The 22,484-nt window shown below is 48.5% G+C and carries 22 protein-coding genes; 21 read left to right on the top strand and 1 reads right to left on the bottom strand.

The features are described 5' to 3' along the window. The first annotated feature begins 38 nt into the window (after nt 1–38). The 12 genes from coaBC (at nt 39) to spoVM (ending at nt 12,697) form a co-directional block, all read left to right on the top strand. Nucleotides 39–1,259 (top strand): bifunctional phosphopantothenoylcysteine decarboxylase/phosphopantothenate--cysteine ligase CoaBC, encoded by a 1,221-nt coding sequence (gene coaBC / locus OVA33_RS16890; RefSeq protein WP_014417741.1) that lies wholly within the window; start codon nt 39–41, stop codon nt 1,257–1,259. Beyond that, nucleotides 1,256–3,667: a primosomal protein N' gene (gene priA / locus OVA33_RS16885; protein ID WP_063636632.1), complete on the top strand. Its 2,412-nt coding sequence runs from the start codon at nt 1,256–1,258 to the stop codon at nt 3,665–3,667. The genes coaBC and priA overlap by 4 nt, the downstream gene beginning before the upstream one ends. A 24-nt stretch (nt 3,668–3,691) precedes the next feature. Continuing rightward, nucleotides 3,692–4,174 (top strand): peptide deformylase, encoded by a 483-nt coding sequence (gene def, locus OVA33_RS16880; protein WP_029325903.1) that lies wholly within the window; start codon nt 3,692–3,694, stop codon nt 4,172–4,174. Between the two features lie 4 nt (nt 4,175–4,178). After that, nucleotides 4,179–5,132, top strand: a complete 954-nt coding sequence (fmt, locus tag OVA33_RS16875; RefSeq protein ID WP_017417760.1) for a methionyl-tRNA formyltransferase — start codon at nt 4,179–4,181, stop codon at nt 5,130–5,132. Then, nucleotides 5,119–6,462 carry a 16S rRNA (cytosine(967)-C(5))-methyltransferase RsmB gene (gene rsmB, locus OVA33_RS16870; protein ID WP_014417745.1) on the top strand — a complete coding sequence of 448 codons (1,344 nt, stop codon included), beginning with the start codon at nt 5,119–5,121 and terminating at the stop codon, nt 6,460–6,462. Before fmt ends, rsmB begins: the two co-directional genes overlap by 14 nt. 3 nt (nt 6,463–6,465) lie before the next feature. Beyond that, nucleotides 6,466–7,557: a dual-specificity RNA methyltransferase RlmN gene (gene rlmN / locus OVA33_RS16865; protein ID WP_017417761.1), complete on the top strand. Its 1,092-nt coding sequence runs from the start codon at nt 6,466–6,468 to the stop codon at nt 7,555–7,557. Nucleotides 7,558–7,562: 5 nt separating this feature from the next. Continuing rightward, on the top strand, nt 7,563–8,324 hold the full coding sequence (locus tag OVA33_RS16860; protein WP_017417762.1) for a Stp1/IreP family PP2C-type Ser/Thr phosphatase: 762 nt from the start codon (nt 7,563–7,565) through the stop codon (nt 8,322–8,324). After that, nucleotides 8,318–10,261: a Stk1 family PASTA domain-containing Ser/Thr kinase gene (gene pknB, locus OVA33_RS16855; RefSeq protein ID WP_017417763.1), complete on the top strand. Its 1,944-nt coding sequence runs from the start codon at nt 8,318–8,320 to the stop codon at nt 10,259–10,261. The genes OVA33_RS16860 and pknB overlap by 7 nt, the downstream gene beginning before the upstream one ends. Before the next feature lie 14 nt (nt 10,262–10,275). Next, complete coding sequence (rsgA, locus tag OVA33_RS16850; RefSeq protein WP_014417748.1) at nt 10,276–11,166, top strand: ribosome small subunit-dependent GTPase A; 891 nt, start codon at nt 10,276–10,278, stop codon at nt 11,164–11,166. 1 nt (nt 11,167) lies between these two features. Then, entirely contained in the window at nt 11,168–11,818 is a 651-nt protein-coding gene (gene rpe, locus OVA33_RS16845) for a ribulose-phosphate 3-epimerase (protein WP_014417749.1), read from the top strand. 68 nt (nt 11,819–11,886) lie between these two features. Continuing rightward, nucleotides 11,887–12,531 carry a thiamine diphosphokinase gene (locus OVA33_RS16840; RefSeq protein WP_014417750.1) on the top strand — a complete coding sequence of 215 codons (645 nt, stop codon included), beginning with the start codon at nt 11,887–11,889 and terminating at the stop codon, nt 12,529–12,531. An 85-nt stretch (nt 12,532–12,616) separates the two neighbouring features. Next, nucleotides 12,617–12,697 (top strand): stage V sporulation protein SpoVM, encoded by an 81-nt coding sequence (gene spoVM, locus OVA33_RS16835; RefSeq protein ID WP_003154329.1) that lies wholly within the window; start codon nt 12,617–12,619, stop codon nt 12,695–12,697. A gap of 77 nt (nt 12,698–12,774) precedes the next feature. Here spoVM and rpmB read toward each other — a convergent pair whose 3' ends face one another. After that, the gene (gene rpmB / locus OVA33_RS16830; RefSeq protein ID WP_003154328.1) at nt 12,775–12,963 is read right to left on the bottom strand and encodes a 50S ribosomal protein L28; all 189 of its coding nucleotides are present in this window, start codon (nt 12,961–12,963) and stop codon (nt 12,775–12,777) included. Between the two features lie 258 nt (nt 12,964–13,221). Between rpmB and OVA33_RS16825 the strand changes: the two genes are divergently transcribed. From OVA33_RS16825 to fabG, 9 genes are all read left to right on the top strand, one after another. Continuing rightward, nucleotides 13,222–13,584: an Asp23/Gls24 family envelope stress response protein gene (locus OVA33_RS16825; RefSeq protein ID WP_003154327.1), complete on the top strand. Its 363-nt coding sequence runs from the start codon at nt 13,222–13,224 to the stop codon at nt 13,582–13,584. 15 nt (nt 13,585–13,599) lie between these two features. Then, nucleotides 13,600–15,267, top strand: coding sequence for a DAK2 domain-containing protein (locus OVA33_RS16820; RefSeq protein ID WP_014417751.1), 1,668 nt, complete (start codon nt 13,600–13,602; stop codon nt 15,265–15,267). Nucleotides 15,268–15,409: 142 nt separating this feature from the next. Beyond that, on the top strand, nt 15,410–16,072 hold the full coding sequence (gene sdaAB, locus OVA33_RS16815; protein ID WP_017417764.1) for an L-serine ammonia-lyase, iron-sulfur-dependent subunit beta: 663 nt from the start codon (nt 15,410–15,412) through the stop codon (nt 16,070–16,072). 20 nt (nt 16,073–16,092) lie between these two features. Next, nucleotides 16,093–16,995, top strand: a complete 903-nt coding sequence (gene sdaAA / locus OVA33_RS16810) for an L-serine ammonia-lyase, iron-sulfur-dependent, subunit alpha (RefSeq protein ID WP_003154324.1) — start codon at nt 16,093–16,095, stop codon at nt 16,993–16,995. Further along, nucleotides 16,973–19,021 (top strand): ATP-dependent DNA helicase RecG, encoded by a 2,049-nt coding sequence (gene recG / locus OVA33_RS16805; protein ID WP_017417765.1) that lies wholly within the window; start codon nt 16,973–16,975, stop codon nt 19,019–19,021. The genes sdaAA and recG overlap by 23 nt, the downstream gene beginning before the upstream one ends. 106 nt (nt 19,022–19,127) lie before the next feature. Beyond that, nucleotides 19,128–19,694 carry a transcription factor FapR gene (gene fapR / locus OVA33_RS16800; protein WP_003154320.1) on the top strand — a complete coding sequence of 189 codons (567 nt, stop codon included), beginning with the start codon at nt 19,128–19,130 and terminating at the stop codon, nt 19,692–19,694. A 13-nt stretch (nt 19,695–19,707) separates the two neighbouring features. Then, the gene (gene plsX, locus OVA33_RS16795; RefSeq protein WP_017417766.1) at nt 19,708–20,706 is read left to right on the top strand and encodes a phosphate acyltransferase PlsX; all 999 of its coding nucleotides are present in this window, start codon (nt 19,708–19,710) and stop codon (nt 20,704–20,706) included. A gap of 18 nt (nt 20,707–20,724) precedes the next feature. Next, entirely contained in the window at nt 20,725–21,678 is a 954-nt protein-coding gene (gene fabD / locus OVA33_RS16790; protein WP_007409759.1) for an ACP S-malonyltransferase, read from the top strand. Continuing rightward, nucleotides 21,671–22,411, top strand: coding sequence for a 3-oxoacyl-[acyl-carrier-protein] reductase (fabG, locus tag OVA33_RS16785; protein WP_003154312.1), 741 nt, complete (start codon nt 21,671–21,673; stop codon nt 22,409–22,411). The genes fabD and fabG overlap by 8 nt, the downstream gene beginning before the upstream one ends. Nucleotides 22,412–22,484 lie beyond the last annotated feature (73 nt).

The raw sequence follows: 22,484 nt of genomic DNA, 5'->3' as shown, positions 1-22,484 counted from the left end.
GGATTTGTCCAATGCTTTCATAAAGGGGAGAAGACTTCATGAAAAACCGAAACATTCTGCTATGCGTAAGCGGAGGAATTGCCGTTTATAAAGCTTCCGCACTCACGAGCAAGCTGGTTCAGGCCGGCGCAAACGTCAAAGTGATTATGACTGAGTCCGCGCGTGAGTTTGTTTCTCCGCTGACATTTCAGGCGCTGAGCCGGAATGAAGTGTATACAGATACATTTAATGAACAGAATCCGAAGGTGATTTCTCATATTGATGCCGCTGACTGGGCGGATTTAATTATTGTCGCGCCCGCTACGGCAAATATCATCGGCAAGCTTGCCAACGGAATTGCTGACGATATGCTCACAACGACGGTGCTGGCGGCTGAGGCCCCGGTCTGGGTGGCGCCTGCGATGAATGTCCATATGTATGATCATCCGGCGGTGAAACGGAATATCTCTGTGCTTTATCAGGACGGGGTCCGCTTTATCGAGCCGAGTGAAGGCTATTTGGCATGCGGATATGTCGGCAAAGGAAGGCTGGAGGAGCCGGAGCTTATTGTTGAGCGTGTCAGAGAGCATTTTAAGGAGCCTGAAGACGATGCGCCGCTGAAAGGAAAACATATTGTCATTACGGCCGGTCCGACGCGCGAAGCCGTGGACCCTGTCCGCTTCTTCACAAATAAATCCACCGGCAAAATGGGCTACGCCGCTGCTGAAGCCGCCGTCCGTCTCGGAGCGCGGGTGACGCTGATTTCAGGTCCGGTGTCAATAGAGCCGCCAGTCGGGCTGTATCAGTTTCTTCCTGTGCAATCGGCAGCTGATATGAAAGAAGCCGTGCTTTCTGTGTTTGATTCATGCGACATGGTGATTAAGACGGCGGCCGTGGCCGATTTTACGCCGGCGGCTGTTTCTGATCACAAAATGAAGAAGAAAGACGGTTCGCTCGTGATCGAATTCAACCGTACGGCAGACATACTGAAAGAACTCGGCGAACGGAAAACACACCAGCTGCTGGTCGGATTTGCGGCTGAAACGCAAGACGTCGAACGCTATGCGCGCAGAAAACTCGAACAGAAAAACCTTGATATGATCGTTGCGAATAATGTGAAAGCGGAAGGGGCCGGATTTGGCACGGATACGAATGTCGTCACCTTCTATTTCCGGGACGGAAGAAAACGGGAGCTTGCGCTTATGTCTAAACTTGATGTTTCCTTTGAAATGCTGAAGGAAATGACCGCTTTGAAAGCCGAGGACCGAAAACCGGTATGAATGTAGCAGAAGTCATTGTCGATGTCAGCTCCAAAAACATTGACAGACCCTTTGATTACAAAATTCCCGATCATTTAAAAGGGATGATCGAAGTCGGCATGCGGGTGATTGTCCCGTTTGGCCCGCGCAAGCTTCAAGGATTTGTGACCGGTTTGAAAGATTCGTCTGAATTAAACGGCGGCTCAATGAAGGAAGTCGAGAAGCTTCTTGATTTGACGCCCGTTCTGACTGAGGAACTGATGCAGCTGTCTTCATGGCTTTCTGACAAAACGCTGTCGTTTAAAATCACGGCGCTTCAGGCAATGCTGCCCGCCGCACTGAAGGCGAAGTACGAGAAAGAGCTGAAAGTCGTTGACGAAGAAGCGCTGACACCGGACATCAAACAGCTTTTCAGGAATCAAAAAAGTCTTCTGTACTCGGATATTACCGATGAAAGCATTCTTTCGTCACTTCAGAAATTCGTGCGCAAAGGAAGCATTGATGTCACATATAAAGTCGCCCAAAAAACGAATAAAAAAATGATCCGCATGATCGAAGCGGGGGCAGACAAAGAAGAACTCGCCCGGCACGCAGATTCATTGACAAAGCAGGCTTCTAAACAGCTCGCCGTGCTTACTTATTTTATCGGCGGGGGAGCAAAGATTTCCGCGGCCGAGCTTTGCAAAAAGACCGATTCCAGTTCCGCGACGCTGAAAACGCTTCTTAAAAAGGGGCTTCTTACGGAAAGCTTTGAGGAGGTTTACCGCGATCCTTATCAGGACAGAATGTTCAAAAAAACAGAGCCGCTCTCTCTTACAGAAGAGCAGCAGGCCGCTTTTGAGCCGATTAAACAAGCCGTAGCCGATCATGTCCATCACGTCTTTCTGCTTCACGGCGTCACGGGAAGCGGCAAGACGGAAATTTACCTGCAATCCATTGAAAAAGTGCTGGCAAAAGGACAAGAAGCTATCGTGCTCGTTCCGGAAATCTCGTTGACACCGCAAATGGTCAACCGTTTTAAAGGCCGCTTCGGCTCGCAGGTTGCGGTCATGCACAGCGGATTATCCACAGGTGAAAAATACGATGAATGGCGGAAGATTCAGCGCAAGGAAGTCCGGCTTGTCGTCGGAGCCAGATCGGCCATCTTTGCCCCGTTTGAAAATCTCGGCATGATCATTATTGATGAAGAGCACGAATCTTCCTATAAGCAGGAGGAAATGCCGCGGTATCATGCAAAGGACGTAGCCATCCACCGGGCCGAGCATCACAGCTGTCCGGTCGTCCTCGGGAGCGCCACGCCGACATTGGAATCATTTGCGCGGGCGAAAAAAGGCGTTTATGAGCTGCTTCCGTTAAAACATCGCGTAAATCGCCAGCTCATGCCTGACGTTTCTCTCGTTGATATGAGAGAAGAACTGAGAAACGGCAACAGATCAATGTTTTCAAGAGAGCTGATGGAACAGCTGGAAGAGAAGCTTGCAAAAAAAGAGCAGGCCGTCCTTTTCCTGAATAAACGGGGGTATTCCTCGTTTGTGATGTGCCGGGACTGCGGTTATGTGCCGCAATGTCCGCATTGCGACATTTCAATGACTTATCACCGCTACGGACAAAGGCTGAAATGCCATTACTGCGGCCATGAGGAACCTGTCCCGGGAACATGCCCGGAATGCGGCAGCGAACATATCCGCTTTTTCGGCACGGGCACGCAGCGTGTGGAGGAGGAGCTTACCAAAGTGCTGCCTCAGGCGCGCGTGATCAGGATGGATGTGGACACCACTTCAAGAAAAGGCGCCCATGAAAAACTGTTGTCAGCGTTCGGTGAAGGGAAGGCGGATATCCTGCTCGGTACGCAAATGATCGCAAAAGGGCTTGATTTTCCGAACGTGACGCTCGTCGGAGTATTAAGCGCAGATACGACGCTTCACATCCCTGATTTCAGGGCTGCGGAGAAGACATTCCAGCTGCTGACGCAGGTAAGCGGACGGGCCGGGCGGCATGAAAAGCCGGGAACGGTGGTCATTCAAACGTATACACCGTCTCATTACAGCATTCAGCTGACGAAAACGCACGACTATGAAACTTTTTTTCAGCAGGAAATGGCGCACAGACGGGCCCAGTCATACCCGCCTTATTATTACGTGGCGCTGGTGACCGTTTCTCATGAAGAAGCGGCAAAAGCCGCGGTCACCGCAGAAAAGATTACAAACTATTTAAGAGCGGGATGCGGGCCTGATACGAAAATTCTCGGGCCGGCGGCTTCCCCGATCGCCAGGATCAAAGATAGATATCGCTATCAATGCGTGATAAAATACAGACAGGAAAACGAGTTGCAGATTCAGTTGAAAAAGATACTGGAGCACTATAAACGCGACATTGCGCAAAAGCATGTAATGATTTCAATCGATATGAATCCGTACATGCTGATGTAACATTAGTTTTTGGAGGGCAAAATTTTGGCTGTGAAAAAAATCGTCACACACCCGGCGGAGGTTCTGGAAACACCTGCCGATGAAGTGACAGTGTTTGATAAAAAATTAAAAAAACTGCTTGACGATATGTACGATACGATGCTCGAAATGGATGGCGTCGGCCTCGCCGCGCCGCAAATCGGCATTTTAAAAAGAGCGGCCGTCGTGGACATCGGTGAAGAAAGCGGCCGGATCGACCTTGTAAATCCGGTTATTCTTGAAAAGAGCGGTGAACAGACCGGAGTCGAGGGCTGCTTAAGCTTTCCCGGGGTTTACGGCGATGTCACCCGCCCGGATTACGTAAAGGTAAAAGCCCACGACCGTAAAGGAAAACCGTTTATTTTAGAAGCGGAGGGTTTTTTGGCCAGAGCCGTTCAGCATGAAATGGATCATTTAGACGGCATTTTATTCACATCAAAAATTACGGCTTACTACACTGAAGAAGAACTGGCAGAAATGGAAGGATGATTGGATGACAAGGATCGTTTTTATGGGAACGCCCGACTTTTCAGTTCCCGTCCTGCGCACGCTTATTGAAGACGGATATGAAGTGGTTGGTGTCGTTACGCAGCCTGACCGCCCGAAAGGCAGAAAAAAAATCATGACGCCCCCTCCTGTAAAGGCTGAAGCTGAACGTCACGGCATTCCCGTGCTTCAGCCCGAAAAAGTAAGGCTCGAAGAAGAAATAGAAAAAGTGCTCAGCCTGAAGCCGGACCTGATTGTTACGGCGGCATTCGGACAGATCCTGCCCAAGCAGCTGCTGGACGGCCCGAAATACGGCTGTATCAACGTACACGCGTCACTATTGCCTGAATTAAGAGGCGGAGCGCCGATACATTATTCGATTCTCCAAGGCAAGAAGAAAACGGGCGTGACGATCATGTATATGGTTGAAAAGCTTGATGCGGGCGATATGATTTCGAAAATCGAAGTGGAAATTGATGAAACGGATAACGTCGGCACGCTACACGACAAATTAAGCATAGCGGGGGCAAAGCTTTTGTCAGAGACCGTTCCGAACGTCATTTCCGGGAATATTAAACCGATCAAACAGGACGAATCAAAAGCGACTTACGCGCCTAACATTAAGCGTGAGCAGGAGCGGATTGATTGGGCAAAGCCCGGAGAAGAGATTTACAACCAGATCAGAGGTTTAAACCCTTGGCCTGTCGCCTATACAACTTTGAACGGTCAAAATATTAAAGTATGGGCTTCTGAAAAAGTTGCGGCAAAAACTGAAGCTGCGCCCGGAACAGTCATCCGCACGGAGCAAAACGGCATTGTCGTCGCATCAGGAAACAGCACCGCCCTTTTAATCACAGAGCTGCAGCCGGCGGGAAAAAAACGGATGAAGGGCGAAGATTTTGTAAGGGGCAAAAATGTGCAGCCCGGTGACGTGTTAGGAGAAGCAAATGAAAAAAATTAATGTCCGGGAGCTCGCCCTTGAAGCGCTTGAGAAGCTTGAGCAAAATCAGGCATACAGCAACCTGCTTCTTACATCGGTTATCAAAACGAATACGCTCAGCGATCAGGACAGAGGACTGCTGACAGAGCTTGTCTACGGAACGCTGCAAAATAAAATCGCCTTAGACTTTATGCTGAAGCCTTTTATCCGCAAGCCGAATAAGGTGAAGCCGTGGGTGATTCAGCTGCTTCGTCTGTCCGCGTATCAAATGGAGTATTTAGAAAAAATTCCGGATCGCGCCGCCATCCATGAAGCGGTTGAAATCGCCAAAAAACGCGGGCATAAGGGCATTGCGTCCTTTGTCAACGGCATCCTCCGCTCCCTGCAGCGTGAGGGGGCGCCGTCATTCGCTGAAATTGAAGACCCGGTTCTCCGTCTTTCTACAGAGACAAGCCATCCCGAATGGCTCGTAAAAGAGTGGGTCGAGGCGTACGGCTTTGAGGCGGCTGAAAAGATCTGCCGGATTCATCTCATTCCGCCGAAGCAGACGCTCCGTGTCAATCACATAAAGAGCGACAGGGAAACGGTGCTGAATGAGATGGAGAATGCCGGTCTGGAAGCAGAAGCCGGAGACCTTTCTCCTGATGCGATTAAGCTTTTAAAAGGAAGCATCGCGAACACGGCATTTTTCCAAAACGGCCGGGTATCCATACAGGATGAAAGCTCAATGCTTGTCGCGCGGGCGCTGGACCCGAAGCCGGGCGAAACCGTTTTAGACGCATGCGCCGCACCGGGCGGAAAGTCGGCTCACATTGCGGAACTGATGGAGAACGAGGGGAGCCTCACATCGCTTGATCTTCACCGCCATAAAGTGAAGCTGATTAAAGAGGGCGCAGAACGGCTCGGACTTACGATCATCGATGCACAAACGATGGATGCGCGAAAAGCGGGAGAGGCCTTTGGCGCAGAACGGTTTGACCGTATTCTCGTTGATGCCCCTTGCTCAGGTTTCGGCGTCATCAGAAGAAAACCCGATATGAAATATACGAAGACGCCGGAGGACAGCAGACGGCTGTCAGAAATCCAGCTCGGCATTTTAAGGGAAATCGCCCCATTAGTAAAAAAAGGTGGCACACTCGTATACAGTACGTGTACAATGGACCGGACAGAAAATGAAGAAGTTATGCATGCGTTTATACAAGAACACCCTGAGTTTGAACCCGATTTGTCTCTTGAAAAGCGGCTGCCTGAAAAGGCGAGACCCTTTGTTCAGGATGGAAGCCTTCAAATTCTTCCGCATTATTTCGGAACAGACGGTTTCTTTATTAGCAGCATGAGAAAGAAGGGATAAAAAATGACACAATTAAAAAAGACAAGCGTACGGAAAGAGCTGCGGACTGAGCAGCCGTCCATTTACTCTTTTGAATTAGATGAAATCAAACAATGGCTGACTGAGAATGGCGAAAAGCCGTTCCGCGCGGCACAGATTTTTGAATGGCTCTATGAAAAGCGGGTTTCTTCATTTGATGAAATGACAAACCTCTCAAAAAGCCTGCGTGAAAAACTCCAGAGCCATTTTGTGCTGACAACGCTGAAAACGGCTGTAAAACAGACATCTCAAGACGGCACGATGAAATTTTTATTTGAGCTTCATGACGGTTATACGATCGAAACGGTTTTAATGAGACACGAGTATGGTAATTCTGTATGTGTAACGACACAGGTCGGCTGCCGGATCGGCTGCACATTTTGCGCGTCAACGCTCGGCGGTCTGAAACGGAATCTTGAAGCGGGAGAAATCGTCGCTCAAGTCGTGAAAGTGCAAAAGGCGCTTGATGAAACGGATGAACGCGTCAGCTCAGTCGTGATCATGGGAATCGGTGAACCTTTTGATAACTTTAACGAAATGCTCGCTTTCTTGAAAATCATTAACCACGATAAAGGGCTGAACATCGGAGCGCGTCATATCACAGTTTCCACCAGCGGAATCATTCCGAAGATTTACGATTTCGCCGATCAAAAAATGCAGATCAATTTCGCGATTTCTCTGCATGCTCCGAATACGGAAATCAGAAGCCGTCTGATGCCGATTAACAAAGCCTATAAGCTTCCTGACCTTATGGAGGCCGTCAAATATTACATCGAGAAAACAGGCAGACGGATCAGCTTTGAATACGGGCTGTTCGGCGGCGTAAATGATCAGGTCGAACATGCAGAAGAGCTTGCAGAACTGTTAAAAGACGTGAAATGCCATGTCAATTTAATTCCGGTAAACTATGTGCCTGAACGGGATTACGTCCGCACACCGAGAGATCAGATTTTCGCATTCGAAAAAACGTTAAAATCCCGCGGTGTAAATGTCACGATCAGAAGAGAGCAAGGCCATGACATTGACGCGGCCTGCGGTCAGCTTCGCGCGAAGGAGCGTCAAGACGAGACGAGGTGAAGAGGTTGATTACAGCCTTGAAAACAGATACAGGTAAAGTCCGCCGGCATAATGAAGATGCGGCGGGCATTTTCACAAAAGAAGACGCGGTGCTTGCGGTTGTCGCCGACGGCATGGGCGGTCATCTTGCCGGAGATGTAGCGAGCAGGATGGCGGTTGCGGCGATGGAAGAGCAGTGGAACCGGACCGAAACGGTTCCTTCTCTGCCGTCTGCTTGCGAGGATTGGCTGAAAGACCGGATTCATGAGGCGAATGTCAAAGTACATGACCACGCTAAAGCGAATGAAGAATGCCGGGGAATGGGCACCACCGTTGTTTGCGCCTTATTCACCGGGAAGTTTGTCACTGTGGCTCATATCGGTGACAGCCGATGCTACCTGCTTCAAGATGGGGAATTCACTCAGCTGACTGAAGACCATTCGCTTGTGAATGAGCTGGTCAAGACGGGGGAAATTTCGAAAGAGGACGCCGAGCACCATCCGCGGAAAAATGTATTGACGAGAGCGCTGGGGACAGATGAAACCATCAGTTCCGACGCCCGTTCTTTTGAACTGTCTGACGGCGATCAGCTGCTTTTATGCTCTGACGGACTGTCAAATAAAATAGAAGATCACGAGATCAAACAAATGCTTCAAGCCGAATCTGATCCTCAGGAAAAAGTAGACCTTCTCATCAGCAAAGCGAATCAAAACGGCGGCGAAGATAACATCACGGCTGTGTTGATTGAGTTTTCCGCAGATGCAAAAGAGGGTGAAGACAAGTGCTAACCGGCAAGCGGATCAGCGGGCGTTATCATATCCTCCGGCCCATTGGCGGCGGCGGAATGGCAAACGTTTTTTTAGCTGAGGACATCATTCTCGAACGTGAAGTCGCAATTAAAATTCTGCGGTTTGACTTTGTGAATGACATTGATTTTATCAGGCGTTTCAGAAGAGAAGCACAGTCGGCATCAAGCCTCGATCATCCGAATATCGTCAGTATTTACGATATCGGGGAGGAAGGCGATATTTATTACATTGTCATGGAATATGTGGAAGGCATGACATTAAAGGAATACATAACCGCACACGGGCCGCTTCATCCGAAAGAAGCGCTGTCCGTTATGGAGCAGATCGTCTCGGCCATCGCCCATGCCCATCAAAACCATATCGTGCACCGGGATATTAAACCGCACAATATATTGATAGATCATTTAGGGCATATCAAGGTGACGGATTTCGGCATCGCCACAGCGCTTACGTCTACGACAATCACACATACGAATTCTGTGCTGGGCTCGGTTCATTATTTGTCTCCGGAGCAGGCGAGAGGCGGTCTGGCAACGAAAAAATCAGATATTTACGCGCTCGGCATCGTGCTGTTTGAGCTTTTAACAGGTAAGATCCCTTTTGACGGAGAATCAGCCGTCAGCATAGCGCTAAAGCATCTGCAAACAGAAACGCCTTCCGCCAGAAAGTGGAACCCTTCCATTCCGCAGAGCGTCGAAAACATTATTTTAAAGGCAACCGCTAAAGACCCGTTTCACCGCTATGAAAGCGCCGAGGACATGGAAGCGGACATCAGAACGGCTTTTGACGCCGGCAGGCTGAATGAACAAAAATTTTCCGTTCAGGATGATGAGGAAATGACAAAAGCCATTCCCGTTATTGCTGACGGCGCAAAAGCCGCGCCTCAGGCGGAAACGCCGGGGGAGACGGATGATAAGGAACAGCAGCCCGCCAAAAAGAAAAAACGGAAATGGCCGTGGGTTTTGCTGTCCGTCTGTTTCATTTTCATTATGGCGGCTGTTCTTGCTGTCACTGTGTTCCCGTCTTTATTTATGCCTAAAGATGTAAGCGTCCCCGACGTACGGGGCATGAAGTACGAAAAAGCGGAAGCACTGCTTGAAAAGAACGGGCTCCGGGCGGATCCTGATATAACGGACATTGAAGATGACAAAATAGAAGAGGAATTAATGGTCAAAACGGACCCAAAAGCGGGGTCTACCGTTAAAGAAGGCTCTTCTGTAAAACTGTACAAAAGCATCGGAAAACCGAAAACCCAGCTGATCGACGTGAAAGGGCGGCAGATCGGCGACGCAAAAAAAGCGCTGAAGGACAAAGGCTTCAAACATGTCAATGTCAAAGAAGAGAACGATGACAGCGAGGCCGGCACCGTAATTGATCAGGACCCGTCAGCCGGCACCGACATGGTCGGAAGCGACGATGAAGTCAATCTAACGGTCAGCCTCGGCCCGGCGGACGTTACGCTGAGGGACTTAAAGACTTACAGCAAAGAAGCGGCTTCAGGGTATCTTGAAGATAACGGCCTGCAGCTTGTTGAAAAACAAGCCCATTCAGATGACGTGCCAAAAGGACAAGTCATGAAGCAAGAGCCGGCAGCCGGCACTGCGGTTAAGCCGGGAAGTAATGTTGAAGTGACGTTCTCGCTCGGACCTGAAGAAAAACCGGCGAAAACGGTAAAAGAAAAAATCAGCATTCCTTACGAACCCGAACATGAAGGGGACGAGCTTGAAGTGCAAATCGCCATCGATGATAAGGACCACAGCATCTCTGATACGTATGACTCATTTAAAATAAAAGAGCCGACTGAAAAAACAATTGAACTGAAGATTGATCAGGGACAGAAGGGGTATTACCAAGTGATGGTCGATCATAAAGTCGTCAGCTACAAAACGATTGAATACCCGAAAGATAATGACTGACAAGGAGGGACCCTATGCCTGAGGGCAAAATTATAAAAGCGTTAAGCGGATTCTATTATGTCTTGGATGAATCACAGGACAAGATCATTCAATGCAGGGGCCGGGGCATTTTCAGAAAAAATAAAATAACGCCTCTGGTCGGCGATTATGCCGTTTATCAGGCTGAAAATGATAAAGAAGGCTACTTGCTGGAAATCAAAGAACGAACAAACGAGCTGATCAGGCCGCCGATTTCAAATGTCGATCAGGCCGTTCTCGTCTTTTCTGCCGTTCAGCCGGCGTTCAGCACGTCTTTATTGGACCGTTTTCTCGTCCTTGTGGAAGCCAACGGCATTCACCCGATCATCTGCATAACCAAAATGGACTTAGCTGCAGACGGGGAATCGAAAGAGGCGATACTTTCTTACGTGAAAGACTATCAGGGGATCGGTTATGACGTATATGTGACGTCATCAAAAGAAAACAGCGGTTTAACAGGCATTGTGAAACACTTCGAGAACAAAACGACGGTGTTTGCCGGTCAGTCGGGAGTCGGAAAATCTTCGCTTTTAAATGCGATCAGCCCGGAGCTTGAGCTGAAAACAAACGAGATTTCCGCGCATTTGGGACGCGGAAAACATACGACGCGCCATGTGGAGCTCATTCATACATCAGGCGGTCTGGTGGCGGATACTCCGGGGTTCAGTTCGCTTGAATTTACCGGCATTGAGGAAGATGAGCTGGGCAGCACGTTCCCTGAGATCAGAGAAATAAGCGCCTCTTGCAAATTCAGAGGCTGTCTGCATCTTAAGGAGCCGAAATGCGCGGTAAAGCAAGCGGTGGAAGAAGGAGAGATTCAGCCGTACCGTTATGAGCATTACAAAGAATTTATGCAGGAAATAAAAGAGAGAAAGCCGAGGTATTAATATGATTAAGGTTGCGCCATCAATTCTTTCCGCCGATTTTGCTTCACTGGGCGAGGAAATTAAAGACGTGGAAAAAGGAGGGGCGGACTATATCCATATTGATGTCATGGATGGCCATTTCGTCCCTAACATTACAATCGGGCCGCTTATCGTTGAAGCCGTCCGTCCGGTGACTGATCTGCCGCTGGATGTCCATCTTATGATTGAAAACCCGGACCGCTACATACCGGCATTCGCAAAAGCCGGCGCGGACATCCTTTCCGTTCATGCTGAAGCGTGTCCGCATCTTCACCGGACCATTCAATTGATAAAAGAGCAGGGGGTAAAAGCGGGAGTTGTGCTCAATCCGCATACGCCCGTCCAAATGATTGAACATGTGATCGAGGAACTTGACCTTGTGCTGTTAATGACGGTTAACCCCGGTTTTGGCGGCCAGCGCTTCATTCATTCGGTTCTGCCGAAAATCCGTCAGGTCAAACAGCTGGCTGAGGAGAAAGGCCTGTCTGAGCTTTTAATCGAGGTGGACGGAGGCGTTAATAAAGAAACAGCCCCTTTATGCGCTGAAGCGGGCGCCAATCTGCTTGTTGCCGGGTCTGCCGTATATAATCAGCCGGATCGGAAAAAAGCCATCGCTGACATCCGAAACGCGTAATAAACATGCTGAAAAAGAGCCCGGTGAAAGCCGCCGGCTCTTTTCGCGTCTAAGAGAGAGGAAAACATATGAAGACAATCAATATCGTTGCGGGCGGCCCGCGGGAACTTATTCCCGATCTATCCGAATACACAGACGGAGATACGACGTGGGTCGGAGTCGATAAAGGGACGGTTTCTCTTTTGGAAGCCGGAATCATTCCGCAGGAAGCTTTCGGTGATTTTGACAGCATTACGGAAGAGGAGCTCATGCAGATTCAAAAAGCGGCGCCGGCCCTCCATGTGTATCAGGCGGAAAAAGATTATACCGATCTTGAACTCGCCCTTGACTGGGCTTTACAAAAAGAACCGGAAACCATTCGGATGTTCGGTGTGACGGGCGGAAGAGCCGATCACTTTTTAGGGAACATCCAGCTGCTGTATAAAGCCTTACATAAGAATACCGATGTCGAGCTGATCGACCGGCAGAATGACATTCAGATGTTCGGGCCCGGCCGTTATACAATTGAAGAAAAAGCGCGCAGACGCTATATTTCTTTCATTCCATTTACGGAAGCGGCAGACGGCCTGACACTCGACGGTTTTAAATATCCCCTTGATAATTGTCATATTCCTCTGGGTTCCACACTATGTATTAGTAACGAACTCATTCATTCACGAGGTACTTTTTCGTTTGCAAAAGGCATATTAATAATGGTAAGGAGCGCGGATTAAAAAGCGGCTTCTGCCATATGCGGAAAAAACCATGAATCCTAAAGTGATGAACGCAGCGGATACGGGACTTATAGGAGGGGACAAAATGAAATTTTATACCATTAAATTGCCGAAGTTTTTAGGAGGAATTGTCCGGGCGATGCTGGGCTCATTTAGAAAAGAGTAAGCCCAAGAAGCTGAAATTGCCCTCTTTGAACGCATAAAAAACGCCTGCCGCATAAAAGGGCAGGCGTTCATTTTTGCTTATACACGCTCAACTTTACCGGATTTTAAAGCCCGGGCAGATACATACACTTTTTTAGGTTTGCCGTCAACGAGGATGCGGACCTTTTGAAGGTTGGCGCCCCAAGTACGCTTAGAAGCGTTCATTGCGTGAGAACGGTTGTTTCCGGCTTTTGTTTTTTTACCTGTAATAAAACATTTACGTGCCATTTGTTTCCCTCCTAACTGCGCGAAACATCTTTTCAAACATAGTTTCTCAGATGCTTTCGTTATACAATACTTTAAATAATTTACCACAGCTAAAAACCGTTTGCAACTATTGTTTCCCTTACTTTCAAGAAAAATCACTTGACATGTAAAACCAATCACATTTCCGCGCTGAAGGCCGCTGTCTGTATCTTTTCTTTTCATAATGGGATACATATAGTAGAATAATGATAACTCTATGCACCTGAAGGAGGAACCTGTGTGTCCATTGAAATGAAGACAAAATACGGACAGATTGATATATCCAACGAAGTCATCGCAATGGTTGCCGGAGGCGCTGCCATTGACTGTTACGGAATAGTGGGGATGGCCTCAAAAAACCAGATTAAAGACGGTTTGTCTGAAATCCTCCGGAGAGAGAACTTCGCAAAAGGCGTACATGTCCGTCAGGAAGCCGAACAAATACATATCGACATGTACATTATTGTCAGCTACGGCACTAAAATATCCGAAGTAGCCCACAATGTTCAGACGAAGGTAAAATACACAGTAAATCAAACAATCGGACTTGCAGTTGATTCTGTAAATATTTATGTCCAAGGCGTACGAGTAACGAACCCGTAGTGAGGAGGATGAGTATTGTCTAGACGAAACTTAGATGGGAGAGCTTTTGCGGCAATGATTCTGGCGGGGGCTGAGACATTGTCTCAAAACGCATCCGCGGTGGATGCGCTGAACGTGTTTCCCGTGCCTGACGGCGATACCGGAACAAATATGAATTTATCGATGTCATCCGGTGCAAGAGAGGTAGAGCACATTGACTCACCCGACATCGGCAAAGTCGGCATCGCCCTGTCAAAAGGCCTGCTTATGGGAGCGAGAGGAAACTCAGGGGTGATCTTGTCCCAATTGTTCAGAGGTTTCACAAAGAGCATTGAAAACAAAAACCAAATAGACGCCCAAGAATTTGCCGCAGCACTCCAAGCGGGAGTGGATATGGCATATAAGGCGGTCATGAAACCGGTTGAAGGAACGATTTTAACCGTGGCTAAGGATGCGGCTAAAAAAGCGGTCGCCTCGGCCAAAGAAGAAACCGATATTATTTCGGTCATGGAGGCCGTTATTGAAGAAGCGGAAGCGTCGCTGAACCGCACGCCGGATCTGCTTCCTGTTTTAAAGGACGTCGGTGTCGTTGACAGCGGCGGAAAAGGTCTGCTTTGTGTATATGAAGGCTTTTTGGCTGCTTTAAAAGGAGAGGCCGTACCGAAAAAAGCGGTTCTTCCGGCACTCGATGATATGGTGAATGCCGAGCATCATAAAAGCGCGCAAAGCATGCTGAGTACAGAAGACATTGAATTCGGATTTTGTACGGAAGTGATGGTGAGGCTGGATCAAGATAAACGGACGTTCAAGGAAGAGACGTTCAGAAACGAACTGAGCCGTTTCGGCGATTCATTGCTGGTCGTGGCTGATGATACGCTGGCGAAAGTCCATATTCATGCCGAAGAACCAGGGAACGTACTCAATCTCGCACAGCGTTACGGCGATTTGATTAAAATTAAAATTGAAAACATGAGGGAACAGCATACTTCAATCATCAGCCAAGAACATGATGAAAAAAAGCCGGCCGGCGTTATGAAAGAAGCCCGCAAGCCTTTTGGCATCGTGACTGTGGCAATGGGAGAGGGCATTTCTGAATTGTTTACGAGCATCGGCGCTTCACACGTAATCGAAGGCGGCCAGACAATGAATCCGAGCACGGAAGATATTGTTGAAGCCGTTCAGTCTGTCAATGCGGAGACGGTTTTCATTCTTCCGAACAATTCCAATATTGTGATGGCTGCCAATCAGGCGGCGAGCGTGGCTGAAGAAAATGTCATTGTCATTCCGGCAAAAACGGTCCCTCAAGGCATGACCGCCCTGCTTGCGTTTAACCCTGACCAGCCGGCTGACGTAAATGAAGCCAATATGCTTGAGGCCATCCGGAATGTGAAAAGCGGACAGGTGACATATTCAGTCAGAGACACCCATATTGACGGCAAAGATATTAAAAAAGGTGATTTTATCGGCATTTTAAACAGTTCAATTATCGGCAGCGCCGAAGATCGGATGAGTGCGGCAAAATTGCTGCTGGATGAAATGATCGGGGAAGAAGATGAAATTGTCACCATCTTGTACGGAGAGGACGCTCCGGAAGAAGAAGCTGAGAAACTCGCTGAGTATATTGCTAGCGTCTGTGAAGATATCGAGGTTGAAATCCATAACGGCAGACAGCCTCTGTATCCATATATATTTGCGGCAGAATAGAAGGGCTTATCAGGCCCTTCTATTCTTATGTCTTTATTTACCTGCGGCAGTGCGGCAGTGTGCCTGCTTGCCAATTGAGAAATGTTCAATTAGTCTAAAGAAAAGCGCTGAATGAAGTGATGTTAAGGAGGAACAAACCAGCATGAAGTATAGAAGCGTTTTTGATATTATCGGCCCGGTAATGATCGGTCCGTCCAGTTCACATACCGCAGGCGCCGCCCGGATCGGCAGAGTGGCCAGAAGCCTATTCAGGCGGGAGCCCCGCCGGATCATTGTGTCTTTTTACGGATCATTTGCGGAGACGTATAAGGGTCACGGCACTGATGTCGCGATTATCGGCGGCCTGCTTGATTTTGATACATTTGATGAACGGATTAAAACAGCGATTCAAATTGCGGAAGAGAAGGGCATATATGTAGAGTTCCGTACAGAGGATGCCGTGCCCGTTCATCCGAATACAGCGCGTATCGTCATTTCTGATGATGAGGGAGAGCTTGCCCTTACCGGTATTTCCATCGGCGGCGGAAAAATAGAAATCACGGAGCTCAACGGCTTTGAGCTGCGTCTTTCCGGAAACCATCCGGCTATTTTAGTCGTTCACAATGATAAATTCGGCACGATTGCAGGCGTTGCCAATGTGCTTGCGAAATTCTCCATCAACGTCGGACATATGGAAGTGGCGCGTAAGGACGTCGGCCAGCTTGCGCTGATGACGATTGAGGTCGATCAGAATATTGAAGAAGAAGTGCTTGACGAGCTTTCAACACTTCCTAATATTATACAGGTTACTAAGATAGCTGACTAAAAAGTCAGGAGGAAAATGACATGTTTCGTAATGTAAAAGAATTAATAGAAATCACTCAAGAAAAACAAATTCCGATTTCGGAAGTGATGATCACGCAAGAGATGGAAGTGACGCAAAAAACGCGGGAAGAAATCTTTCAAGGAATGGAGCGCAATCTCTCCGTCATGGAAGCAGCTGTTGAAAAAGGGCTGAAGGGCGTCACGAGTCAGACCGGTTTAACAGGCGGAGATGCCGTGAAACTTCAGGCATACATCCAATCGGGAAGAAGCCTGTCGGGCAATCTGATTTTAGACGCCGTTTCTAAAGCTGTCGCGACAAATGAAGTCAATGCGGCGATGGGAACGATCTGCGCTACACCGACCGCCGGCTCTGCCGGGGTCGTGCCGGGAACGTTATTCGCCGTAAAGCATAAGCTGAACCCTACGACAGAACAAATGATCCGTTTTCTGTTTACAGCCGGCGCGTTCGGTTTTGTCGTAGCAAACAATGCGAGTATTTCAGGAGCGGCAGGAGGCTGTCAGGCGGAAGTCGGGTCAGCATCAGGCATGGCAGCGGCTGCGATTGTGGAAATGGCGGGCGGAACGCCTCAGCAATCAGCGGAAGCAATGGCGATTACACTGAAAAATATGCTCGGTCTCGTATGTGACCCGGTCGCCGGATTGGTAGAAGTGCCGTGTGTCAAACGAAACGCAATGGGAGCATCCAACGCAATGATCGCGGCGGATATGGCGCTGGCCGGGATTACAAGCCGCATTCCTTGCGATGAGGTGATTGACGCGATGTACAAAATCGGCCAGACAATGCCGACAGCACTGCGTGAAACGGGACAAGGCGGTTTAGCCGCGACACCGACGGGAAGAGAATTAGAGAAAAAAATTTTCGGAGGAGCGCTGAAATCAAGTGACACACCATCAGCAAACTAGTATAGCGGAAATTAAGGGCATTGGGCCGGAAACAGAAAAAACATTGCACGAACTTGGTATCTATGACATTTCTGATCTTCTGAATTATTTCCCTTACCGTTATGACGACTATGAGCTGAGGGATTTAGAAGAAGTAAAACATGAAGAAAGAGTGACGGTAGAAGGGAAGGTTCATTCAGAACCTTCTCTTACCTATTACGGCAAAAAACGAAACAGGCTGACATTCAGGGTGCTTGTCGGCAATTATTTAATTACCGCGGTCTGCTTTAACCGTCCCTACTTAAAAAAGAAACTGACGTTAGGTTCTGTCGTCACGATATCGGGGAAATGGGATAAACACAGACAGACCGTTTCCGTGCAGGAATTAAAAAACGGTCCTCATCAAGAAGATAAAAGCATTGAGCCTGTTTATTCCGTTAAAGAAAACGTCACCGTAAAAATGATGAGACGGTTTATTAAGGAAGCGCTGCAGCATCATTTGGACAGTGCGGCCGATCCGCTTCCTGAAAAATTGAGAATCCGCTACAAGCTGCCTGATTACAAACATGCCCTGCAGACGATGCATCAGCCTGAAACGAGGGAATCGTTACAGCAGGCAAGACGCCGGTTTGTTTACGAGGAATTCTTATTATTTCAGCTGAAAATGCAGGCGTTCCGTAAAGCGGAAAGGGAACAGTCAAAAGGCATCAGCCATGTGTTTCCTGCTGAAAAGCTCGCTGCTTTCACAGACAGCCTGCCGTTTTCGCTCACAACCGCACAGACGCGCGTGCTTCGGGAAATTATCGCTGATATGACATCCCCTTACCGAATGAACCGTCTGCTGCAAGGTGATGTCGGTTCAGGGAAAACGGCCGTCGCCGCCATCGCTTTGTACGCTGCGATTCTGTCGGGGTATCAGGGGGCATTAATGGTGCCGACTGAAATTCTGGCCGAACAGCATGCAGATTCTCTCGTATCGTTGTTTGCAAATGAAGATGTAAATATCGCGCTTTTGACGAGTTCTGTAAAAGGAAAGCGGCGCAGGGAGCTTTTGGAGCGGCTTGCTCTCGGAGAGATTGATATTTTAGTAGGGACCCATGCTTTAATCCAGGACGAAGTGGAATTTAAAGCGCTGAGCCTTGTTATTACGGACGAGCAGCACAGGTTCGGAGTCGAACAGCGCAAAAAACTCAAGAATAAAGGTCAGGATCCGGATGTGCTGTTTATGACAGCCACTCCGATTCCGAGAACGTTGGCCATTACCGTCTTCGGAGAAATGGATGTTTCCGTGATAGATGAAATGCCCGCGGGGCGAAAACAAATCGAAACGTATTGGGTGAAACACGACATGCTGGAGCGGATTTTGGCTTTTATAGAAAAAGAGCTGAAACAGGGAAGGCAAGCCTATATTATCTGCCCGCTCATTGAAGAGTCGGATAAACTGGATGTGCAGAATGCGATTGACGTATATAACATGCTGTCTGACGTTTACCGCGGTAAATGGAATGTCGGCCTGATGCACGGGAAGCTCCATTCTGATGAAAAAGATCAGGTGATGAGAGAATTCAGCGCCAATCAATGTCAGGTACTTGTGTCAACAACCGTCGTAGAAGTCGGGGTGAACGTGCCGAATGCGACGATTATGGTCATCTATGACGCCGACCGTTTCGGATTATCTCAGCTTCATCAGCTCCGCGGCCGGGTCGGGCGGGGAGACCACCAATCTTTCTGTATCTTGATGGCCGATCCGAAATCCGAAACCGGGAAGGAACGGATGAGAATCATGTCAGAGACAAACGACGGCTTCGAGCTGTCTGAAAAGGACCTTGAACTGCGCGGCCCCGGGGATTTCTTCGGAAAAAAACAGAGCGGTATGCCCGAGTTCAAGGTGGCGGATATGGTTCATGACTACAGAGCTTTGGAGACGGCCCGCCAGGATGCGGCCAATCTGGTGTCTTCAGAGGCTTTTTGGAAAGATGACGAATACCGCATGCTGCGCGGCCAATTACTTTCAAGCGGCGTCCTAGAAGGGGAGAAATTAAGTTGATTCTGTAAAATTCGGCGGCTTTCAAAAAACAATCATTGCATTCCAATCTATGAGATTATATACTACTATTAGTACCTAGTCTTAATTGTCCGGATGGTGTTTACAGATGAGAAGAAGCAAGAAAGAACGCCAAAAATTATTGCAGCAGACGATCAAATCGACACCCTTCATCACAGATGAAGAATTAGCGGGGAAATTCGGCGTCAGCATTCAGACGATCCGTTTAGACCGCTTAGAGCTCTCAATACCGGAGCTGAGGGAAAGAATTAAAAACGTGGCAGAACAAACGCTTGATGATGAAGTGAAATCACTGTCTTTAGACGAAGTGATCGGTGAAATTATTGATCTGGAGCTTGACGGCCAGGCCATTTCCATATTAGAAGTAAGACGCGAACATGTCTTCAGCCGCAATCAAATTGCGCGGGGGCATCATTTGTTTGCGCAGGCGAACTCACTCGCCGTAGCCGTCATTGATGATGAGCTGGCGCTGACCGCAAGCGCAAATATCCGCTTTACAAGACAGGTGAAAGAAGGCGAGCGCGTCGTTGCGAAAGCCAAAGTGACGGCAGTCGAAAAAGAAAAAGGCAGAACGGTAGTTGAAGTCAACAGCTATGTGGGAGAAGAAGTCGTGTTCTCCGGCAGCTTTGACATGTACCGTTCAAAACAATCATAAAGGTGGAGCATGCATGAGAATAGCTGTAGATGCAATGGGAGGCGACAACGCACCCAAAGCTGTTATTGACGGAGTAATGAAGAGTATTGAGGCATTTGACGATCTTCATATTACGCTGGTCGGTGACAAGACAACGATAGAATCACACTTGCCAACAACATCAGACCGCATCACTGTGTTGCACGCCGATGAAGTGATTGAACCGACGGATGAACCGGTCCGCGCCGTACGCAGAAAGAAAAACTCTTCTATGGTGCTGATGGCGCAGGAAGTGGCTGAAAACAGAGCGGACGCCTGCATCTCAGCGGGGAATACAGGCGCACTCATGACAGCGGGACTGTTTATCGTCGGCAGAATTAAAGGAATCGACCGGCCTGCGCTTGCGCCGACGCTTCCGACCGTTTCAGGCGACGGTTTCCTTCTTTTGGACGTGGGAGCCAATGTCGATGCCAAACCGGAGCATCTCGTCCAGTACGGAATTATGGGATCTGTATATGCCCGGCAGGTTCTCGGAATCAGCTCGCCCCGCGTCGGATTGTTAAATGTCGGCACGGAAGAAAAGAAAGGAAACGACCTGACAAAAAAGACGTTTGAATTATTAAAAGAAACAAACGTGAATTTTGTCGGAAACGTTGAGGCGAGAGACTTGCTCGAAGGCGCTGCTGACGTCATCGTCACAGACGGCTTTACGGGCAACGTCACGTTGAAAACATTGGAAGGTTCAGCGTTATCGATTTTCAAAATGCTGAAAGATACACTGACTTCAAGTTTTGTTACTAAGCTCGCAGCGGGAGTGCTGAAGCCGAAGCTGATGGAAATGAAACTGAAAATGGACTATTCTGAGTACGGCGGGGCGAGTCTTTTCGGTTTGAAAGCGCCCGTCGTTAAAGCGCACGGCTCTTCTGACGCACGCGCTGTTTACCATGCGCTGCGCCAGGCGAGAGAAATGGTCAGCCAAAACGTGGCCGCATTTATAGAAGAAGAAGTAAAAGAAGAAAAAACAGATGAGTAGTCTGGAGGTTACCGCATCATGAGTAAGATTGCATTTTTATTTCCCGGACAGGGATCACAATATATCGGTATGGGAAAAGACCTGTACGAACGCGAAGAAGCGTCAAAACGTATTTTTGATGAAGCGGATGAAACGCTTGAAACAAAGCTGAGCTCGCTCATTTTTGAAGGTGACGCCGAAGAATTGACCCTTACATACAATGCGCAGCCTGCGCTGTTGACAACGAGCATCGCCGTATTGGAAAAGTTTAAAGAATCCGGCATCACCCCTGATTTCACCGCCGGCCACAGCCTCGGAGAATATTCGGCGCTTGTTGCGGCGGGAGCGATGACGTTTAAAGATGCTGTTTACACGGTAAGAAAACGGGGAGAATTCATGAATGAAGCCGTGCCGGCCGGAGAAGGCGCCATGGCAGCGATTCTCGGAATGGATGCGGAGTCCTTGAAAAAGGTAACGGATCAAGTGACGGAAAACGGGCATCTCGTACAGCTTGCAAACCTGAACTGCCCCGGCCAGATCGTAATTTCCGGAACGGCAAAAGGCGTGGAGCTGGCTTCAGAAGAAGCGAAAAACAACGGAGCAAAACGGGCAATCCCATTAGAAGTAAGCGGACCGTTCCATTCTGAATTAATGAAGCCGGCAGCGCAAAAACTCGAGGAGGTGCTCAGCGCCTGTGAGTTAAAAAATGCGGCTGTTCCCGTGATTTCAAACGTTTCGGCTGACGTTATGACAGAAAAAGACGATATCAAGAAAAAATTGATCGAACAGCTGTACTCACCTGTACGCTTTGAAGAAACCATTAACAAACTGATTGACGAAGGTGTCACGACGTTTGTTGAAATCGGGCCCGGAAAAGTGCTTTCAGGCCTTGTGAAAAAAGTGAACCGCCGCCTTAAAACAATCGCGGTTTCTGACCATGAAACCATCGAACTGGCGATTCAAACGCTGAAGGAGGAGAATCAGGATGCTTAATGAAAAAACAGCAGTGGTAACGGGAGCGTCCCGCGGAATCGGGCGGGCGATCGCGCTTGATCTTGCGAAAAACGGCTGTAACGTAGTAGTCAACTACTCCGGGAATGAAGCGAAAGCGAACGAAGTCGTAGATGAAATCAAATCTTTGGGCCGAAACGCGATCGCGGTAAAAGCCGATGTATCAAATTCCGAAGAAGTACAAAACATGATGAAAGAGGCTGTCGCTGCATTTTCTTCAATCGACATTCTCGTGAACAATGCGGGGATCACAAAAGACAATCTTCTGATGAGAATGAAAGAAAATGAATGGGATGATGTCATTAACATTAACCTGAAAGGTGTATTCAACTGCACGAAAGCCGTTACAAGACAGATGATGAAACAGCGCTCCGGCCGGATTATCAACGTATCATCAATCGTCGGCGTCAGCGGAAACCCCGGCCAGGCGAACTATGTGGCGGCAAAAGCCGGTGTAATCGGCTTAACGAAGTCATCAGCCAAAGAGCTTGCGAGCCGCAATATTACGGTCAATGCCATTGCTCCGGGCTTTATTTCTACAGATATGACGGACAAGCTTTCTAAAGAAGTCCAAGATGAAATGCTGAAGCAGATTCCGCTCGCGCGTTTCGGTGATCCTTCCGATATCAGCAGCGTTGTTACGTTCCTTGCTTCTGAAGGATCGCGTTATATGACGGGCCAAACCCTTCATATTGACGGCGGAATGGTGATGTAAAGATTTGTTTTTAAAATTTCATCCTAGTTTCTCTAGTTTTTTAAAAACGAATCCTCTATAATACTTGAGGGGA

This window comes from Bacillus sp. KICET-1 (assembly GCF_027721405.1).
Classification (GTDB): domain Bacteria; phylum Bacillota; class Bacilli; order Bacillales; family Bacillaceae; genus Bacillus; species Bacillus velezensis.
Note: the sequence above shows the minus strand (reverse complement) of the source record. Positions and strands in the feature narration are given on the sequence as shown.

What these genes read in the sequence shown, in the direction of transcription:
- rsmB (WP_014417745.1), top strand. Translation starts at nt 5,119, where the DNA reads ATGAAAAAAATTAATGTCCGGGAGCTCGCCCTTGAAGCGCTTGAGAAG.
- sdaAB (WP_017417764.1), top strand. Translation starts at nt 15,410, where the DNA reads ATGAAGTATAGAAGCGTTTTTGATATTATCGGCCCGGTAATGATCGGT.
- spoVM (WP_003154329.1), top strand. Translation starts at nt 12,617, where the DNA reads ATGAAATTTTATACCATTAAATTGCCGAAGTTTTTAGGAGGAATTGTC.
- priA (WP_063636632.1), top strand. Translation starts at nt 1,256, where the DNA reads ATGAATGTAGCAGAAGTCATTGTCGATGTCAGCTCCAAAAACATTGAC.
- rlmN (WP_017417761.1), top strand. Translation starts at nt 6,466, where the DNA reads ATGACACAATTAAAAAAGACAAGCGTACGGAAAGAGCTGCGGACTGAG.
- fabD (WP_007409759.1), top strand. Translation starts at nt 20,725, where the DNA reads ATGAGTAAGATTGCATTTTTATTTCCCGGACAGGGATCACAATATATC.
- fmt (WP_017417760.1), top strand. Translation starts at nt 4,179, where the DNA reads ATGACAAGGATCGTTTTTATGGGAACGCCCGACTTTTCAGTTCCCGTC.
- rpmB (WP_003154328.1), bottom strand. Translation starts at nt 12,963, where the DNA reads ATGGCACGTAAATGTTTTATTACAGGTAAAAAAACAAAAGCCGGAAAC.
- fabG (WP_003154312.1), top strand. Translation starts at nt 21,671, where the DNA reads ATGCTTAATGAAAAAACAGCAGTGGTAACGGGAGCGTCCCGCGGAATC.
- fapR (WP_003154320.1), top strand. Translation starts at nt 19,128, where the DNA reads ATGAGAAGAAGCAAGAAAGAACGCCAAAAATTATTGCAGCAGACGATC.
- coaBC (WP_014417741.1), top strand. Translation starts at nt 39, where the DNA reads ATGAAAAACCGAAACATTCTGCTATGCGTAAGCGGAGGAATTGCCGTT.
- OVA33_RS16840 (WP_014417750.1), top strand. Translation starts at nt 11,887, where the DNA reads ATGAAGACAATCAATATCGTTGCGGGCGGCCCGCGGGAACTTATTCCC.
- plsX (WP_017417766.1), top strand. Translation starts at nt 19,708, where the DNA reads ATGAGAATAGCTGTAGATGCAATGGGAGGCGACAACGCACCCAAAGCT.
- rsgA (WP_014417748.1), top strand. Translation starts at nt 10,276, where the DNA reads ATGCCTGAGGGCAAAATTATAAAAGCGTTAAGCGGATTCTATTATGTC.
- sdaAA (WP_003154324.1), top strand. Translation starts at nt 16,093, where the DNA reads ATGTTTCGTAATGTAAAAGAATTAATAGAAATCACTCAAGAAAAACAA.
- rpe (WP_014417749.1), top strand. Translation starts at nt 11,168, where the DNA reads ATGATTAAGGTTGCGCCATCAATTCTTTCCGCCGATTTTGCTTCACTG.